Below are 17,373 nucleotides of genomic sequence, written 5' to 3' on the forward strand. Positions count from 1 at the left end.
GTTGCCCCGGGGACAGGCCTGCCAACCAGGGCGAGGAAGAGTCTCTGGATTTCGTTGGAGGTCAACGAAATCAGGTCGTCGGGTCGGGCGGAGACGGTGCTCGTCGGCGCGGACGACGGCCAAGAAGGCGTAGGTGAGCATGGCGAGGGTGACTCAGCGGGGCCAGGACGTGTAGCGGCTGAGCTGGTGCTCGTCGAGTCCGGCCAGCCCCTTTCCGGACTGGAACGTCTCCTCGACCCTCCACCTGGATCCCGCGACCACACCAGGACTGTCAAAGGTACCGGCTCGGGTGAGTAGCAGCGGTAGTAGGCAAGTAGCGCGGTGCTACAGGGCGGCGCGCAGTGTGGGGTTGCCGTCGTAGACCTCGTCCCCTGCCACCCAGGTGTCTGGCGGCCGGAGTCCAGGAATCGCGTGATCATGCGGGCGGCCAGTTCGGGCTTGGCCGCAGGCGCGGTGTCCAGGTCGAGTCCGGCGTTTTCGATTCTGCCCGCGGTGCCGGTGTACTGGCGCTGGACGCCGACGGTATGACTGCCCTTCTTCACGTCGCCGGTCTCGTCGACAACGAGCACCGCCCGAGCGTCGTGCAGGTGCTCGACCACGTAGTCGCGCAGGTCGGCGCGGACCGCGTCGGCGTCCCACTTGGCGCGGCTCAGCGGGTGCTTCGCGGCCTCGGGAGTGGCCTCGCCGGCCCATTCGGTGATGGTCCAGCAGTTCTTCCGAGGCAGGTCCGCGAGCAGTCCCAGGTCCAGGTGCCGTATTCGCCGTCGGGGTTCGACCCCGGCGAACCTGTCCGCGATGCGGTCCATCAGACCCTCGAACGCTTCCTGCCAGCGGGCAGCATCTACGCTGTGACCTGCGGCCACCGCCTGATCGTTCGTTTTCACTTACAGATGATCAACGGTTGCCGAACTTGCCACTGCCAAGGGGGCGAAACGGCTCGTCGAAGGAGACGGAGTGCTGGAATTGCTGGGCTTCTACGACGAACTTGACACCCGCTCCGGCCAGCCGAACGGATCGATCCACGACGCCGTCCGGTCCGTCGGCGAGCCGGACGAGGCGGACCTGGTGGCCTACCTGGACGCCGGCCACGTCCTGATCGACGTCATGGAAGCGGGCCACGACGTCATCACCGGCAGGACCCATCGACACTCTCCGGGATGCTCGTCACTGGTGACCGACGGCACTTGGTTGTGGCGCCAGGACTTCCCGTACTACCTGGAAACCCACCACGTCTCGCTGCCCCAGACGTTCCTCGAACACGTCCGCAGCCTGAACTACCGGATGCCCACCGTCGCCGTCGCACAGTTCGCTCCGCACTACGACGAGACCATGCCCCTGGTCGGTTGGGCCTCGGCCACCCCGTGGCGATCGACGGCGACCACGCTCGTGCCTGAACCCCGCGCGGTGAGCAGCAAAGCCCAATTCGACGTGGCGATGCCGACCCACGACCGGAACCGGACGCAAGACAGCCGGGACAAGCGGCGTAAGCAACGAAAGGCGTAGGAACCCGCAACTCGAGAGCGATCTGCAGCTGGAGTACCAGGCCGAAGCACCCGAACTCGACGGTCACCAGAGGACCACTTTTAATTGTTAACGACTCGCGGATCTACAATTCCACGAGGTAAGGGACTTACCGTCTGCGCACCTAATTTTCGATTCGAGGAGTGCGCATGCGACGGCACAGCGAAGTGCTTTCCTATTTGAGCGTCCTGGCTTTGGCCGCGCTGGGATTCGGTCCGACGGCTCACGCGGCCACACCACCGACTCCGGCCCGTCCCGACGCCGAGGTGAACGGGGTGGCCGCCGCGTTCGGCCTGACCGCGTCCGAAGCGAAGTCCCAGCTCGCCGCCCAGGACGAGGCACACCGGCTGGCCGCGTCGCTTCCGGCCGGTCTGCGCGACCGCTCCGCCGGGCAATGGTTCGACGCCGCCACGGGCAAACTGACCCTGGCCGTCACGAACGCCGCCGATGCCGACGCGGCGAAGGCGGCCGGTGCCGAAACACGGCTGGTCCGGCGCACCAAGGCCGAACTCGACCGGACCGACGACGCCGTCCGCGCGCTCGTCGGCGACGGTGTGCCCGGGGTGTTCGGCTGGGGTGTCGACGTCCGGAACAACGAGGTCAGCGTCTCGGTCGACCGCACGCGCAAGACCGCCGAGACCGAGCGTTTCCTCTCGCAGGCGAAGAATCTTGGCGTACGAATCATCGAAAACGGGTCGTCGCCCCGTCAGCAGGCAGGCACGGTCCACACCGGCGATCCGTGGTGGCCGGGTAGCGAGACCAACTGCTCGGTCGGATTCGGCGTGAAGGATTCCTCCGGCGGCAAGCACTTCCTGACCGCCGGACACTGCACGAACGACCGCGATCAAGCCGCCTATGGCGCGTCCGGCCGGCAGAACCGGATCGGCACGTCGAACGTCGGCGGGACACGCAGCGTCAACGCCCGCGAGGGTGACATGGGCGTCGTCGCCGTGACGCAGTCCGGCTGGGAGCTCTCGGCGGCGGTCAACACCTGGGGTGAGCCCGCCGTCACGGTCACCGGTTCGGCCGAGGCGATGGTCGGCGACCGGGTCTGCCACTCCGGCAACACCTCGCACTGGAAGTGCGGCGAAGTCAAGTACACGCACAAGGCCGTCGACTACGGCGGCGGGCTGATCATCGAAGACCTGACGTGGACGACGGCGTGCTCGCTCGGCGGCGACTCGGGCGGCGGCTGGCTGCTCGGCACCAAGGCCGTCGGCCTGCACGACGGCGGCCCGTCGAAATGCGTGGAGAACCCCAGCGACGGCGAGATGTCCCTCTTCCAACCGGTGATCGAAGCGCTGAACAAATGGAACCTCACCCTGGTGACGGGCGACGGCGGCGGTGACACGACGGCACCGAGCGCGCCCGGCAACATCCGGTCCACCGGCACGACGTCGAACAGCGCCACGTTGGTTTGGGACGCGGCCACGGACAACGTCGGCGTCGCCGGTTACGACGTCTACAACGGCTCGACACTGGCCACTTCCGTGACGGGCACCAGCACCACCGTGACGGGGCTCAGCCCGGACACCTCCTACAGCTTCACGGTGAAGGCCCGCGACGCGGCGGGGAACGTGTCACCCGCGAGTGGTGTCGTCTCCGTGAAGACACAGCCCGGCGATGCAGGCGGCCGGACGCTGAGCAACGGAACCGACTTCGCGATCCGCGACCATCAGCAGGTGTTCAGCCCGGTGACCTCGACGCTCACCGGGCCGGCCGCGAGCACGCTCGCGGTTTCGGTGACCATCCGGCACACCTGCGCCGAGGACCTCGGCGTAACGCTCTTGGATCCGGTGGGCAAGGCCTATCCACTCAAGTACAGCGGCGGTTCCACGTGCACGGCTTGGAGCGGTGCGCGGACGTTCTCGGTGCCCGGCGCGTCGTCCCTGGCCGGCGGCAAGTGGCAGCTGCGGGTCACCGACTACGGGCCCGGCGACGTCGGGGTGCTCGATGTTTGGGCGCTGACGCTTTAAGGGTGCGGGAAGGCGTGTGGCTCGTGAGTGCTAACGACGGTTCTAACCCTCATTAACACTCACGAGGCCCACTCCCCTACGGCAACCGGACCACCCGCAGGAACGCGGGCAGAAGCCACGGCCGGGGGCCGCTGACGACGATCTTGCGGGTCAGCGCGGAACGCACCTTGCCGACCCGGTGGAACAACATCAGGTTCAGTGACGGCGGATCGAACGAGATCCGCGCGTCGACCGGGCCACCGGGCCGCTCGACCGTGACCCGTCCCCGGTGCAGCACCAGGACGACCGGAGACGTGTACGCCGACCGGAAGGCGACGGCGATACGTTTTTCCCTCGGCGGTTCGCCGGTGTCGAGGAGATGCCCGATGTCGTGGGTCAGCACGCCCACCAGGAAAAGGTCGAAGAACAACGCCGCGTCACCCGGTGGGATGGTCCAAGGCAGCTTCAACGCCTTGGCGATGTCCCAGCCGTGGAGCTGCAGCTCGTTGACCAAATGCGCGAGGACACCGGCGAGCGGCACCTTCGAGTCCCCGAGCCAGCTCAGCGGGGTCGCCGGATCGGCGTCCTCCGTCACTCGCAGCACTTCCTCGATGTCAGCGAGCAACCCCGGCACCAGCACGCCGATGTCACGTTCGGAAAATTCCCGCAACACCAAGGCGTTCAGCACGGAAACCGTGTCCACAGTGGTCTTCTCGACCTGCCCCTGCCTGCGGGCGTCCAGCAGCGGAGTGTCGTCCGGCCGCACCAGCGACGTGTACATCTTCGCGATCATCGCGACGTGGGCGACGGTGTCGGCCACGATCCACTCCGCGGTGACCATCGCGTCCGGATCCGGAAGCCCGGTCACCAGCTCGGCGAAGCGTGTGCCCGTCACTCGATAGGCGCGCCGTACCGACCGCCACTGATCCGCCGTGATCTCACTGGTCACAGCACGATTTTAGGTTGGTACGACAGGAAATTCGTTCCTCTTTCGTGCGGACCGGATGTCCGCCCACAGCGAAGTGACCGTACTCACTACGGAAATCGACGTGACACGCACCGACCGGCACAGGCAGACTGAACCCACATCAGCCTTACCTTCGCTGTCACCGTCGCCGGCGCCGAAGGCGGACCGACGCGGACAGCGGCCTTCCAGGAGCCCCCCAAACATGACCGAAACCATGCCCGAAACGACTCACGACCAGGAAAGGGCACCGGCGAGCGCCGGGCTCCTGATCGGGGTGCTGGTCCTTTCCGCGTTCGTGATGATCCTCAACGAGACGATCCTGAGCGTCGCGTTGCGTGACCTGACCGTCGATCTCCAGGTCCCGACCACCACCGTGCAGTGGCTGACCAGCGGCTTCCTGCTCACCATGGCGGTCGTCATCCCGACCACCGGGTTTCTGCTCGAACGGTTCACCCCGCGCCAGGTCTTCCTCGCCTCGCTGACCCTGTTCAGCCTCGGCACCCTCGTGAGCGCGGTCGCGCCCGGCTTCACTCTCCTGCTGGTCGGCCGGATCATCCAGGCGTGCGGTACGGCGGTCATGCTTCCGCTGTTGATGACGACGGTGATGCGCCTGGTCCCGGTGGAGAAGCGCGGCGCCACGATGGGCACGATCACCATCGTCATCGCGGTCGCCCCCGCCATCGGCCCGACCATCGGCGGCGCGGTCCTGTCGTCGCTGGGCTGGCGCTGGATGTTCTGGATCGTGCTGCCGCTCTCACTCGCCGCGCTGGTCGTCGGCATGCTGCGGTTGCGCCTGGACAGCGAAACCCGCAAGGTCCCGCTGGACGTGCTGTCGGTGATCCTGTCCGCCGTCGGTTTCGGCGGCGTGCTGTACGGCCTGTCGGTGTCCGGTGAGCCGGCGGGCGGACATCAGCCGGTGCCGCCGTGGGCGCCGATCGCCCTCGGCGTGGTGGCACTCGCGGTGTTCACCTGGCGACAGCTACGCTTGCAGAAGGAAGACCGCGCGCTGCTGGACCTGCGCCCATTCACCCACCGCAGCTTCGTCGTCTCGCTGGTGCTGACGGCGCTGCTGTTCATGTGCCTGCTCGGCGCCGCGGCGATCCTGCTGCCGCTGTACCTGCAGACCGTCCTGCACACCAGCACGTTCGTCAGCGGGCTCGCGGTGCTTCCCGGCGGCCTGGCCCTCGGACTGCTCGGGCGTCCGGTCGGCGCGCTGTACGACCGCTTCGGCCCCCGGCCGCTGGTCATTCCCGGTGCGGCCGCGATGGCGGTCTCGCTGTGGTTGTTCGCCCTGCTCGGCGCGGGATCACCGCTGGTCGCGGTCATCGCCATCCACGTCCTCCTGATGTGCGGGCTCGGCCTCATGATGACGCCGCTGATGACCGAGTCCCTCGGTTCGCTGCCCGAACACCTCTATTCACACGGCAGCGCGATCCTCGCCACCCTTCAGCAGCTCGCCGGCGCTCTCGGCACCGCCCTGTTCATCGCGGTGGCCACGGCGAGCACGGTGACGGCCGGGGCGACCAGCCCCGACGCGACGGGTATCCGCACCACCTTCATGGTCGCCGGTTGTGTCGGTCTGGCCGCGTTCGTCGGTTCGCTGTTCGTCAAGAAGAGCACCACCACCGGCGCGGTGGCCGCGCACCACTGACGAACCGGACACGCTCACCTCGCGCCCGCCGTGGCCTCCACCGGAGGCTCGGCGGGCGCGCGTCGTCCGATCACCTTCCGGCCGTAGGCGATGGCGGGCTGTTCGACCCATCGGCGCAGCGCGCAGGCGAACAGCAGCGCGACCCCCGTGGTCACCGCGGCCTTGGCGATCCCGCTGGGCAGCAGCCAGCCGGACACACCGGCAGCCGCGGTCTGAGCGAGGTAGAGCGCGTACGAGCGGTCTCCGACGAAGGTCATCGGCCTGCTCGAAAGCAGCTTCCGGACCGGCCCTGGGGAAACGACGGCCACGAGCAGCAGCGCCGAGCCCGCCGCGTAGACCGGGACGACGAACTGCCAGTGTCCGCCGAGTGCCTTCGCCAGCGGCCCGACGGAGAACTGCAGCACGACGAACCCGCAGGCGATCACGGTGGCGACGACGGGACTGGTCAACGGCCGGAACAGGGCGAATCCGCGGGGATGGTGGAGCGCCATCGCCAGCAGGCATCCGATGACCAGCGAACAGTAGTGCACCGAAAGACTCGCCCAGGTGTGCGACGGCGCCAGCGGCAGCGCGATCAGCACCACGCCGAGGACTGCCGACGCGCCGAGCAGGAGCCGAAGTGCTGTCTTCCCGCTTCGCGCGAACGAGGTGAGCACCAGCAGCGCGGGCCAGACCAGGTAGAACTTCTCCTCCACGCCCAGCGACCACGACGTCGGGTAGGGCGTGTTGAAGTCGACCAGCTCGTTGCCGAAGACGAGGTAGTACGGCATGGCGTCGGCGAGCCTGCTGCTCTGGTAGGTGCCGCCGATGAGCACCGCGATCGTGGTCAGCGCCAGGAGCAGGAAGTACACCGGAAAGATCCGGAAGACGCGGCGAAGGTAGAACTCGCGCAGTGAGATCCGGCCGGTGCGGCCCTCCTCGCGCAGGGACAACGTGGTGATCAGGAATCCGGAGAGCACGAAGAACAACTGCACGGCGATCCAGCCCTGCAGGCGGTCCACGATGGGACCTCCATAGTGGAAGAACACGACGGCCACGGCGGCGAGCGCGCGCACGCCGGTGAGGCCGGGGAACCAGGACGAGTCCAGGTAGCCGGCATGGCTGAGCGGCTGCCACCAGGAGCGGCACGAGAGAGCGGACATGGCCCGTAGGTTCCGGCCCGGACGCTGAACCGAAGCTTAAGGGAGCTGAAGACGTCTTCAGCTTCGTGTTTCCGCCGAGGGCAACCGGACGACGAGGCGGGCACCGCCGTCGTGACCGTCGACCTCGGCGGTGCCGCCATGGGCGTTGGCGATATCGGCGACGATCGCCAGCCCGAGCCCGGCACCACCCTCATCGCGCGCACGGCCGTCGTCCAGCCGCACGAACCGGTCGAACACCCGCTCCCGTTCCTCGACGGGAATGCCGGGGCCGTCGTCGGTGACCGTCAGCACGCAGACGTCGTCCACTGTGGACACCGCGACCTCGACGGCGGTGCGGGTATGCCGCTGCGCGTTGTCGACCAGGTTGCGGAGCAGGCGTTCCAGCCGACCGCGGTTGCCGAGTACCACCGGATCCCCTTCGACTCTCGCCCACACCCCCTGCCGTCCGGACAGACAGGATTCGACCACTTCGGACAGTCGCACCGGGCTCGACCGCTCCGGACCGGAGTTGTCCAGCTTGCCGAGCAGCACGAGGTCGGCGACGAGATCCTGCAGCCGGGTGACGTCGAGAAGCGCGTTCCGGCAGGCGTTGTGCCAGTCCAGCCGATCGGGGTGCGCGAGCAGGACCTCCAGTTGCGTCCGCAGCGAAGCCAGCGGCGTGCGGAGTTCGTGCGACGCGTCCGAGGTGAACCGGCTCTGCCGGGTAACGGCCGTGTCCAAGCGGGAGAGCATCGTGTTCATCGTCTCCGCGAGCTTCGCGATCTCGTCGCCGCTGTCCGGGGCCGGTACGCGACGGGAGAGGTCGTGCGCGCCGATTTCCGAGACCTCCGACCGGATCGCCTCGACCGGTCGCAGCGAGCGGCGGACCGCCAGCCACGCGATCACGCCGATCAGGAGGGCGACCACCGGGACACCGACGAGCAACGTCATGCGCACCGAGTCGAGCGCCGCCTGTCCGGACTCGTCGACGATGGCGGCGCCGAAGACCCGGTACCTGCTGTCCCCGCTCGCCGTCGCCGAGACGTGCAACCGGAGTCCGTTCGCCTCGGAGTCCTCCCCGAGAACGGGTGCGCAGCCGACGGATGCCTGCTTGCTCAAATCGACGTCGCCGGGCCTGAGGATCTGGACGTTGTCGCCGTCTTCGCTTTGCTCGCCCGACGCGATCGCCCCGGAACGAAGCGCGGGGCAGGAGGCGAGGCGCTCGCCGGTTTGGCTGGTCACCTCGTAGATCGAGTCCCGCACGAGCAAGCTCAGATCGGCGGGGGCCGCGCCGTTGTTCAGCAATTGCACGATCGCGGCCGCCCGCGCCCTGGCCAGCTGAGCCGCGCCCTGGCCCAACCGGTTCTGGGCATCGAGCACGAGCCAGGCCGAAACGGCCGCGAGCGCGATGATCGACGCCAGGAACGCGGTCAGCGCGACCCGGAAGCGGGTCGACCTCAGGCCTTTACGCACCGGGAGTCACCACGTGGTACCCGGCGCCGCGGACCGTCCGGATCGTCTCCGCCCCGAACGGCAGGTCGATCTTGCGCCGCAGCGCGCTCATGTGGACCTCCACCAGATTCGCCGTCGCCGACGCCGCGAAGTCCCAGAGGTTTTCGAGCAGTTCGGCCTTGGTCACCACCTCGCCCTGCCGTTTCATCAGGTAGGTCAGGAGGGCGAACTCCTTGCCGGTCAACGGGATCACGGTGGTGCCACGACGGCAGACGTGGCTCGCCTGGTCGAGTTCCAGATCGCCGAGCCGCAACGTGCCCGGGAGGGTCGCTCCCCCGCGCCGGATCAGCGCCCGCAACCGGGAAAGGAGGACGCCGTAGGAGAACGGCTTCGGCAGGAAATCGTCGGCGCCGGTGTCCAGCGCCTCGATCTCGTCGTCCTCCCCGTCCTTGGCGGTCAACATGAGGATCGGCGTGGTGTCGCCCCGTTCGCGCAATCTGCGGCAGACGCGGTAGCCGTTCAGTCCCGGCAGCATGATGTCGAGGATCATGGCGGCGTACGGATGTTCGGCGGCGTACCAGAGCGCGTCGCGGCCGTTGTGCGCGACGTCCACGGCATAGCCCTCGGCGCTCAGCCCGGCGCGCAGCGATTCGGCCAGCCGCCGCTCGTCCTCCACGAGCAAGATCCTCATCCGGTCACGATCCCACACGGCCCGGCGACGGTTCGTCACCGCGCCGGGCACAATTGCCCTCGTCCGCGCGCGCGCCCGGTGCCACCATGCCGGGCATGGTCACCAATCGCGGCCGCGGAGCGCTCCTCATGGCGCTCACCGCCGTCCTCGTCGCCGGATGTTCCTCCGAACCAGAGCCGCCGCCGACCTACCGGCTCACCGGCGACGCGTGCGGGGCCGTGAACCCGGCGGAATTCGCGGCGCTCACGCGGGCCACGCCGTCCAAGAAACCGAGCAAACTCGTCGAAAGCCTCGACGGCGGGAATTGCGCGATGGAATTCGACGGTACGGGTGGTTACGTCCTGCTGACGACGTTCATCGCCCTCCATCCTTCAGGAGAATCCGCCGCGAAGATCAGATATGACGATTTCCGCAAAAAGGACGGTGAACGGGCGACGCCGAGTAGCGACCTCAAGGTCACCGACGTCGAAGGTCTCGGCACAGCCGCCTACCTCTACCGGCAGCACGACGACTCGAAACCGTGGACACCCAGTGATCTTTGGCTCTACAAGTACATCGTCCGGCACGGCTCGCTGCTGCTCACGGTCACTGCCACCGGCAACGCGCGAGAGGGCGGCGACTGGCCCAGCGTGGAGCACGAAATACAGGACAAGGTCAAAAAGAACGCCGAAGAGACCATGAAGGCGCTCAGGGTCTGATCGCCGCTGTCCGGGTGAAGGCACTGCCCCATCAGGACCAGCCTTCCACCGGGTGGCCCACTCCTTTCGTCGTATTCTGGGAGCGATCCCACATTACGGACCGGCCGACCTTGTCATGTCCGGCTCACCCCCTTACGGTCCCCATGGGAGCGCTCCCAGACATCGGATTCCGGTCGCAAGGAGGCGACGTATGAGATTCCGCAGAAAGGGTGTTTCGGCACCCCTGGCCGTCACCGCGGTACTCGCGATGGTCGGGGTACCGGCGGTCTTGGGCTCGAGCGCCGAAGCCGCGCCGGGGTGCAAGGTCGACTACACGATCACCAATCAATGGGACACCGGTTTCGGGGCCACCGTGACCGTGACCAACCTCGGCGACCCGATCAGCGGTGGCTGGACGCTGGAGTGGGACTTCCCCGGAAACCAGCGGGTCCAGCAGGGCTGGAACGGGACCTTCAGCCAGCAAGGCACGCGCGTGACGGTCAAGGACGCGGGGTGGAACGGCTCGCTCGCCACCGGCGGCACCGTCTCCCCCGGCTTCAACGGCGGCTACTCCGGCACCAACGCGAAGCCCGCGGTCTTCACCCTGAACGGCACCACCTGCACCGGTTCCACTACCCCGACCACCACCACGACGTCGCCGACCACCACGACCACCACCCCGGGCCCCGGCGGGCCCAAGGTGGACAACCCCTACGCCGGCGCCGGGGTGTACGTGAACCCGGATTGGTCGGCGAAGGCGGCCGCGGAACCGGGCGGCAGCCGGATCGCGAACCAGCCCACCGGCGTGTGGCTGGACCGGATCGCCGCCATCACCGGCACGAGCACCAGCCGGGGGTTGCGAGCTCACCTCGACGAAGCACTCCGGCAGGGCGCCGGGAACCCGTTGGTCGTCCAGCTGGTGATCTACAACCTGCCGGGACGCGACTGCTCCGCGCTCGCTTCGAACGGCGAACTCAAGGCGGACGAACTCGCGCGTTATCAAACCGAGTACATCGACCCGATCGCGGCGATCCTCGCCGACGCGAAGTACTCGACGTTGCGGATCGTGAACGTGGTGGAGATCGACTCACTGCCGAACCTGGTCACCAACGTGACACCTCGCCCGACCGTCACGCCCCAGTGTGACGTCATGAAGGCCAACGGGAACTACGTCAAGGGCGTCGGCTACGCGCTGGCGAAACTCGGCCCGATCCCCAACGTCTACAACTACATCGACGCCGGACACCACGGCTGGCTCGGCTGGGACGACAACCTCGGCCCGTCCGCCGCGCTCATGGCCGAGGCCGCACGGACCTCCGGGAGCACGACGGCCAACGTGCACGGCTTCATCGCCAACACCGCGAACTACGGCGCGCTCAAGGAGCCGTATTTCACCGTGAACGACAGTGTCGGCGGGACTTCGGTGCGGACGTCGAAGTGGATCGACTGGAACCGCTACGTCGACGAACTGTCCTACGCGCAGGCGTTCCGGCAGGAAGCGGTCCGCGCCGGGTTCTCGGCGGACGTCGGCATGCTCATCGACACCTCCCGCAACGGCTGGGGCGGCACCGCCCGGCCGACCGGTCCCGGCCCGTCCACCACGGTCGACGCCTACGTGAACGGCAGCCGGACGGATCGCCGCATCCATCTCGGCAACTGGTGCAACCAGTCCGGCGCTGGACTCGGCGAACGGCCCAAGACGGCGCCGGAACCCGGGATCGACGCCTACGTCTGGATCAAGCCGCCGGGCGAGTCCGACGGTGCCAGCAAGGAGATCCCGAACACCGAAGGCAAGGGTTTCGACCGGATGTGCGACCCGACCTACACCGGTAACCCGCGGAACCAGTACAACCTGTCCGGGGCGCTTCCCGACGCGCCGCTCTCCGGTCACTGGTTCTCCGCCCAGTTCCAGGAACTGTTGAGGAACGCTTATCCGGCGCTCTGAGTAGTGGGCCTCGTGAGTGGTAATGACGGTTCTAACCGTCATTACCACTCACGAGCTTCTAGCGTGCCAAGGCCTGCCACCGCTGGTTGGCCCCGTTGGTCGGCTGGTAGAGCCCGATCCGCGCACCGTCCTCACGGGACTCGCCGGGCACGTCGAGCAGCTGTCCCGTCGCTACGTTGACGAACGCCCAGGTCCCGTCGCCGGTGCTCGACAACGTCCAGCGTGACGCCGGGCCGTCCGTACCCGCCGGAGCCAGCGTCACCGCTCCGCCCGACGTGCTGAGCACCTGCCCGGTCCCCACGTTCGTGATCGTGAACTGATCCCGGTTGCCGTACCGGCCGGTGCGATCGGTCAACGTCCACCGCTGAGCCGTGGCGGAGACGTCCGTCGTCCGCTGCACGAGGGCGCCGTTCTCGGCACTGAGCGATTTGCCGCTCTGTACGCCGGAGAAACCGAACGCCTTGCCGGAGCCGAGGCCGGTTCCGGAGGCGACCGATCCGACACCGTCGACCACGAAACTGGTCACCGACCGGGCCGGGACCCGCAGCGTCGCCTTCTGGCCCGACACCTTCACCGCCTTGCCCGGCTTGAGCGCGCCACCGACGTCCGTCACCACGGGAGTCACTTTGGCGCCGGGCTGGATCCGCCCGAAGCCGGACAGGTCGAGGGTGACGCCCCGCTCGGTGTCACCCGCGTTCGTGTGGACCACCGTCGCCAGGTTCTCACCGCGCATCGCGGCGGTGCTGGCGGTGTCGTTCACGCCGATCACGCGGTCACCCGGCTTGATGTAGTGGGTGAAGTTCCGCATGGTGTGGTACTTCGTGTTCGTCCTGATCGGACAGTTCGCCAGGGTCGCGTTCGCCGGGCAGTCGAACGGGATCTGGATCTCGCCCCAGTTCATCCCCTCCGGCCGCTCGCCGCCCGGCTTCATCGCGTTGTAGTCCTCGATCGGCTGCCAGCCGACCCACGCGCTCGGCTCCAGTTCGCGCAGGTCGCCGGTGATCTGCCGGGCGAGACCGAGTCCGGGGTCCATACTCGTGAAGTCCTGCCCGTCCTTCCAGCTACCGCCGACCTCGCTCATCCACAGCGGTTTCGACGCGCCTTTGGCCAGGTAACGCGGGATGGGGCGGTTCCCGGTGCCGTAGGTGTGCACGTTGAGCCGCCCGGCCGCCGCGCGGGCTTCGGGCGACCAGCCGTTCCAGTCGGCGGCGAAGATGTCCGGATTGGTTTCGTCGGGAGCGGACACGATCGCTCGCGAACCGGTCGCCGCCAGCGCCTTCGCCATTTCGGGGATCAGCTTGGCTTGGACCGACGGCCCGATGTGCGCGCCTTCCTGCCTGCCGCCGGTCGGGTCGCCGTCGGCACCGAGGGTGGTCTTCCAGTAGTTCGTGTTCGGCTCGTTCAACGGGTTGACCGAGGTGAACCTGATGCCGTGCGCGCTTTCGAGGGTCTTGGCGACCTTCGCCAGGTAAGCGGTGAAATCGGCCGTCTTCTCGGCTCGCAGCTGCTCGTCGGTGGGGTTGAACCCACCGGAGACATAACCCGACACCGTGTGGAAGTACGGCGGTGAGTTGCTGAACGCCTCCCAGCGGGTGACCTGCTTCTTGATCCGGTCCACCCACCAGCGCTGGTTCGGGTCTGCGGCGAGGTCGAACTCCGCGGGGTCACCGGGGGTCCACCAATCCTTGTCCGCGCGGGTCGTCCCGGCAGGCGCCTTCCACCAGCCGGGGACCGCGCCACCCGGACGCAGGTACGGTGGGACGTCCGGCGCGTTGCCCCCGCCGATGTTGAACCGGGCGATGGTGAAGTTCAGCCCCTTCTCACCGAACACCATGTCGGCCAGTTTCGTGCGGATCGGGTCCGGGTAACGGCCGGTGGCCTCGGCCATCCACGCGAGGCTGGCGCCCCAGCCTTCGAAGGTCTGATGGCGGTATGTCGGGTCGGGCCGGACGGTGACCGCGTCGGCGGCCGAAGCCGTCGCGACGATCAGCCCGGCGGCGGTCAACGGTACACAGAGGACGGTGAACAGACGGCGGAACGCGGTTCTCGAGTCCATCGGTGAACTGCCCTTCGTTCGGATCCGTTTGCCGGTCAGGCTTCGGTGTGTCCCAGCAGCGGCCGGGGCACGAACCGTGCCTCGGGTTCGAGCATCGTGTCGAGTTCCAGCACGGCGATGTCGTTGTTCCCGGCCCGGACCACCGGGCTCGGCACGTACAACGTCCTTTGTGGACCCCGGCGCCAGTAGCGGCCGAGCAGGAACCCGTTGATCCAGACCAGGCCCTTACCCCAGTGCGCGGTGTCGAGGAAGAGGTCGGCGGGTTCGTCGAGGTCGAATCCGCCCCGCACCACCACCGGACCGGACATCGGCCCAGCCGGGCTCTCGGCCGCGGAGGCCTCCGGAAGCAGGTCCGGCAACGCGGCCACGTCGATCGGGACGACCTCCCAGCCGGTCAACGGCTCGCCGTGCAGGCGCGCGCCACCGACGATCCCCTTGGCCTCGCCGATCCGCTCCCCGTAGTTGACCCTCCCCAGGTCCTCGACCAGCACGAGAAGCTCGCCGTGCGCACGGGGCAGGCGGATCGCGCGGTCGCGGTGTTCGCGAAGAAGGGTGCCGAGGCGGTCACCGTCCAAGAACACGGTCGCCCGGTCACGCACCTCACCGAAGGTCAGGACACCCGGCTTTTCGGCGTCGACGGTGGTCCGCAGGAACGCCAGGCGGGGGGTCGGGGTCAGCTCATCGAAAGTGGGCAGGCGTTCGTGAACCTGCGCGGTCCCCCAGTGCCTCGGCGAATCGAGCAGCCAGGTGGGGTCATACAGGGCCGCGGTGGGCGTCGGTGCCGGACGGGCTTCGGGTGGGACGCTGTCGGGCACCTTGTGGTAGCGCGCGATCACGTCACGGAACGCGTGGTACTTCGGTGTCGGGTCGCCGGCTTCGTCGAGCGGGGCGTCGTAGTCGTAAGAGGTGACCAGCGGCTGGTAGACGCCCTTGTCGTTGGCCCCGTTGGTGAGACCGAAGTTGGTGCCACCGTGGAACATGTAGAGGTTCACCGAGGCACCGGCCGCGAGCAGCGCGTCCAGGTCCGCCGCGGAATCGGCGACCGTGGTCGTGTGATGGTGGGCGCCCCAGTGGTCGAACCAGCCGTCCCAGAACTCGCTGCACATCAGCGGCCCCGTCGGCTGGTGCTCACGCAGGGTCTTCAGCCGCGCGGTGCTCTGCGAACCGAATGACGCCGTCCGGTGGAGCACCCCGTCGAGGCCGCCGTTCTCCAGCATTTCGCGGGTGGGCTGGTCCACCGTGGTCAGCGGGACGGTGATCCCGGCGGCGCGAGTGTAGTGGGTCAGCGCGGCCAGATACCGCTTGTCGGCGCCGAAAGCGCCGTATTCGTTCTCGACCTGAACGAGCAGGACCGGTCCACCGCGGTCGATCTGGTGCGGCGCGACCACGCGGAACACGTCGTCCAGGTAGCCGCGGACGGCGGCGAGGTAGCGCGGTTCGAACTCGCGGACCCGGAGTTCGGTGTCACGCAGCAGCCAGGTCGGCAGGCCCCCGTTGTCCCATTCCGCGCAAATGTAGGGTCCCGGCCGGACTATCGCGTACATCCCGGCCTCGGCGATCAGCCGGAGGAACCGGTCGAGATCGAGCCCGCCGGAGACGTCGAACTCGCCTTGTTCCGGCGAGTGGGCGTTCCACGCGACGTAGGTCTCGATGGTGTTGAGCCCCATGCGGCGGGCCTTGTCGATGCGGTCGGCCCAGAGGTCCGGGTGCACCCGGAAGTAGTGCAGTGCGCCGGAAAGGATCTGGAACGGTTTGCCGTCGAGCAGGAAGTCGGTTTCCCCGATGCTGAACTCAGACATCCCGGACCACCACCGTGGCCAGCCGGAGCGCGGTCCAGGAAAGGGGCGGGAGCGTGGCGGTGATGGTGGTTCCTTCCGGGTCGTGCTCGACGGTCACGTCGGGCGACGGGACGGGACGGACTGGTTCTCCGTGGGCGGAATTCGTGGCGTGGCGGTCTTGGCCCTCCGGGACCGTGACGGTCCAGGTCCCGTCCGGCGTCAGCCGCGCGCCGCGGACGCGCACCCGCACTTCGGTGGCCGAATCGGTGGTCCGATTGGTGAGGAACACCGCGCAACCACCGTTTTCGTCGAAGGTCGCCGCGGCGTCCACGACCTCCACCTGGCCGTGCAGTCCAGTGTGGACGGTGTCGCCCGTGACGGTGAGCCGCAGGCTGTTCCCGTTGGCGAGCTTCGAAACCAGGCTGAACGGGTGGAAGGTCGTCTGCCGCCACGCCGGACCGCCGGGTTCGGCGCGGATCGGCGCGATGACGTTCACCAACTGCGCCTGGTTGGCCATCGTGACGCGGTCGACGTTGCGCAGCAGAGAGCCGAGCAGCGAACCGACCACGACCGCGTCGGTGACGGTGTAGTCGTCCTCGATGATCCGGGGGTGTTCCCGCCAGCCGCCGTCGATCAGTTCGTGCTGCTCGACCTCGTTCCAGTGGCGCTGGTCCCAGACGTTCCACTCGTCGACACTGATGCCGATCGTCTTGTCGAGACCGGCTTTCGCGAGGACGTCGTCGATGATGCCGGCGGCGGTGCGGATGAACTCGTCGAGCCCGGCCGCACTGGCCAGGTAACTCGCGACGTCACCGTCGTGCTCCTGGTAGTAGGCGTGCAGTGACAGGTGGTCGACGAGCGCCGCGGTGTGCTCCAGGACGGTGCGTTCCCAGTGCCCGAACGTCGGCATATTGCTGCTCGAACTCCCCGCGACGACGAGTTCGACACCCGGGTCGATCATCCGCATGAGCCGTGCCGTCTCGGCGGCGAGGCGGCCGTACTCGTCGGCGGTCTTGTGCCCGACCTGCCACGGCCCGTCCATCTCGTTGCCGAGGCACCACAGCCGGAACCCGAACGGACGGTCGGCGCCGTTCGCGCGCCGCCGTTCGCTCAGTTCCGTGCCACCGGGGTGATTGCAGTACTCGAGGACGTCGGCGGCCTCCTGGATACCGCGGGTGCCGAGGTTGACCGCGTACATCACCTCGACGTCCGCGGCTTGCGCCCACGCGGCGAATTCGTGCAAGCCGAAGCGATTCGACTCGACACTGTGCCACGCGGGATCCAGCCGGACGGGACGGCGGTCCACCGGGCCGACGCCGTCCTCCCAGCGATAGCCGGAGACGAAGTTCCCGCCGGGATAGCGGACGACGGACGGCCCGAGCTCACGGACGAGGCCGAGAACGTCACTCCGGAACCCGTTACCGTCCGAAGTGGAGTGTCCCGGTTCGAAGAGTCCCGTGTAGATGGACCGGCCCATGTGCTCGACGAAGGAGCCGAACAGCCGTCGCGGCACCGGGCCGACCACCTCGGAGACGTCGGCTTCGATCTGAATGCCCACG

Annotated in this window: 12 protein-coding genes and 1 pseudogene; 5 read left to right on the plus strand and 8 right to left on the minus strand. The window is 68.0% G+C overall.

Annotated elements, in window-relative coordinates:
- Positions 1-11 precede the first annotated feature (11 nt).
- Positions 12-863 (minus strand): annotated as a pseudogene (locus ACZ54P_RS14895) (IS701 family transposase); the annotation flags it as partial.
- 91 nt (positions 864-954) lie between these two features.
- Between ACZ54P_RS14895 and ACZ54P_RS14900 the strand changes: the two are divergent.
- Together ACZ54P_RS14900 and ACZ54P_RS14905 are read left to right on the plus strand one after the other, a co-directional pair.
- Positions 955-1,503 carry a hypothetical protein gene (locus tag ACZ54P_RS14900; RefSeq protein ID WP_465462072.1) on the plus strand — a complete coding sequence of 183 codons (549 nt, stop codon included), beginning with the start codon at positions 955-957 and terminating at the stop codon, positions 1,501-1,503.
- Between the two features lie 167 nt (positions 1,504-1,670).
- Positions 1,671-3,497, plus strand: a complete 1,827-nt coding sequence (locus ACZ54P_RS14905; RefSeq protein ID WP_465462073.1) for a fibronectin type III domain-containing protein — start codon at positions 1,671-1,673, stop codon at positions 3,495-3,497.
- 76 nt (positions 3,498-3,573) lie between these two features.
- Here ACZ54P_RS14905 and ACZ54P_RS14910 read toward each other — a convergent pair whose 3' ends face one another.
- A complete protein-coding gene (locus tag ACZ54P_RS14910) occupies positions 3,574-4,425 on the minus strand; it encodes a maleylpyruvate isomerase N-terminal domain-containing protein (protein ID WP_465462074.1) in 852 nt (283 codons plus the stop codon).
- 220 nt (positions 4,426-4,645) lie between these two features.
- Between ACZ54P_RS14910 and ACZ54P_RS14915 the strand changes: the two genes are divergently transcribed.
- Positions 4,646-6,094, plus strand: a complete 1,449-nt coding sequence (locus ACZ54P_RS14915; RefSeq protein WP_465462075.1) for a DHA2 family efflux MFS transporter permease subunit — start codon at positions 4,646-4,648, stop codon at positions 6,092-6,094.
- Between the two features lie 14 nt (positions 6,095-6,108).
- Here ACZ54P_RS14915 and ACZ54P_RS14920 read toward each other — a convergent pair whose 3' ends face one another.
- The 3 genes from ACZ54P_RS14920 to ACZ54P_RS14930 are packed head-to-tail and all read right to left on the minus strand — an operon-like array spanning position 6,109 to position 9,358.
- Positions 6,109-7,236 (minus strand): acyltransferase family protein, encoded by a 1,128-nt coding sequence (locus tag ACZ54P_RS14920; RefSeq protein WP_465462076.1) that lies wholly within the window; start codon positions 7,234-7,236, stop codon positions 6,109-6,111.
- 57 nt (positions 7,237-7,293) lie between these two features.
- The gene (locus ACZ54P_RS14925; protein ID WP_465462077.1) at positions 7,294-8,688 is read right to left on the minus strand and encodes an ATP-binding protein; all 1,395 of its coding nucleotides are present in this window, start codon (positions 8,686-8,688) and stop codon (positions 7,294-7,296) included.
- Positions 8,681-9,358 carry a response regulator transcription factor gene (locus ACZ54P_RS14930; RefSeq protein WP_465462078.1) on the minus strand — a complete coding sequence of 226 codons (678 nt, stop codon included), beginning with the start codon at positions 9,356-9,358 and terminating at the stop codon, positions 8,681-8,683. Before ACZ54P_RS14930 ends, ACZ54P_RS14925 begins: the two co-directional genes overlap by 8 nt.
- Before the next feature lie 95 nt (positions 9,359-9,453).
- Here ACZ54P_RS14930 and ACZ54P_RS14935 point away from each other — a divergent pair, with 95 nt between their 5' ends.
- Both ACZ54P_RS14935 and ACZ54P_RS14940 read left to right on the plus strand, forming a co-directional pair.
- The gene (locus tag ACZ54P_RS14935; RefSeq protein WP_465462079.1) at positions 9,454-10,056 is read left to right on the plus strand and encodes a hypothetical protein; all 603 of its coding nucleotides are present in this window, start codon (positions 9,454-9,456) and stop codon (positions 10,054-10,056) included.
- Positions 10,057-10,246: 190 nt separating this feature from the next.
- The gene (locus ACZ54P_RS14940) at positions 10,247-11,980 is read left to right on the plus strand and encodes a glycoside hydrolase family 6 protein (RefSeq protein ID WP_465462080.1); all 1,734 of its coding nucleotides are present in this window, start codon (positions 10,247-10,249) and stop codon (positions 11,978-11,980) included.
- A 58-nt stretch (positions 11,981-12,038) separates the two neighbouring features.
- Here ACZ54P_RS14940 and ACZ54P_RS14945 read toward each other — a convergent pair whose 3' ends face one another.
- From ACZ54P_RS14945 to arfA, 3 genes are read right to left on the minus strand one after another with little or no spacing between them, the layout of a single operon-like run.
- Positions 12,039-14,036, minus strand: coding sequence for an RICIN domain-containing protein (locus tag ACZ54P_RS14945; protein ID WP_465462081.1), 1,998 nt, complete (start codon positions 14,034-14,036; stop codon positions 12,039-12,041).
- Between the two features lie 35 nt (positions 14,037-14,071).
- Complete coding sequence (locus ACZ54P_RS14950) at positions 14,072-15,835, minus strand: glycoside hydrolase family 35 protein (protein WP_465462082.1); 1,764 nt, start codon at positions 15,833-15,835, stop codon at positions 14,072-14,074.
- A complete protein-coding gene (gene arfA, locus ACZ54P_RS14955; RefSeq protein ID WP_465462083.1) occupies positions 15,828-17,372 on the minus strand; it encodes an arabinosylfuranosidase ArfA in 1,545 nt (514 codons plus the stop codon). Before arfA ends, ACZ54P_RS14950 begins: the two co-directional genes overlap by 8 nt.
- Position 17,373 lies beyond the last annotated feature (1 nt).

The organism is Amycolatopsis sp. NPDC034160 (assembly GCF_055575355.1).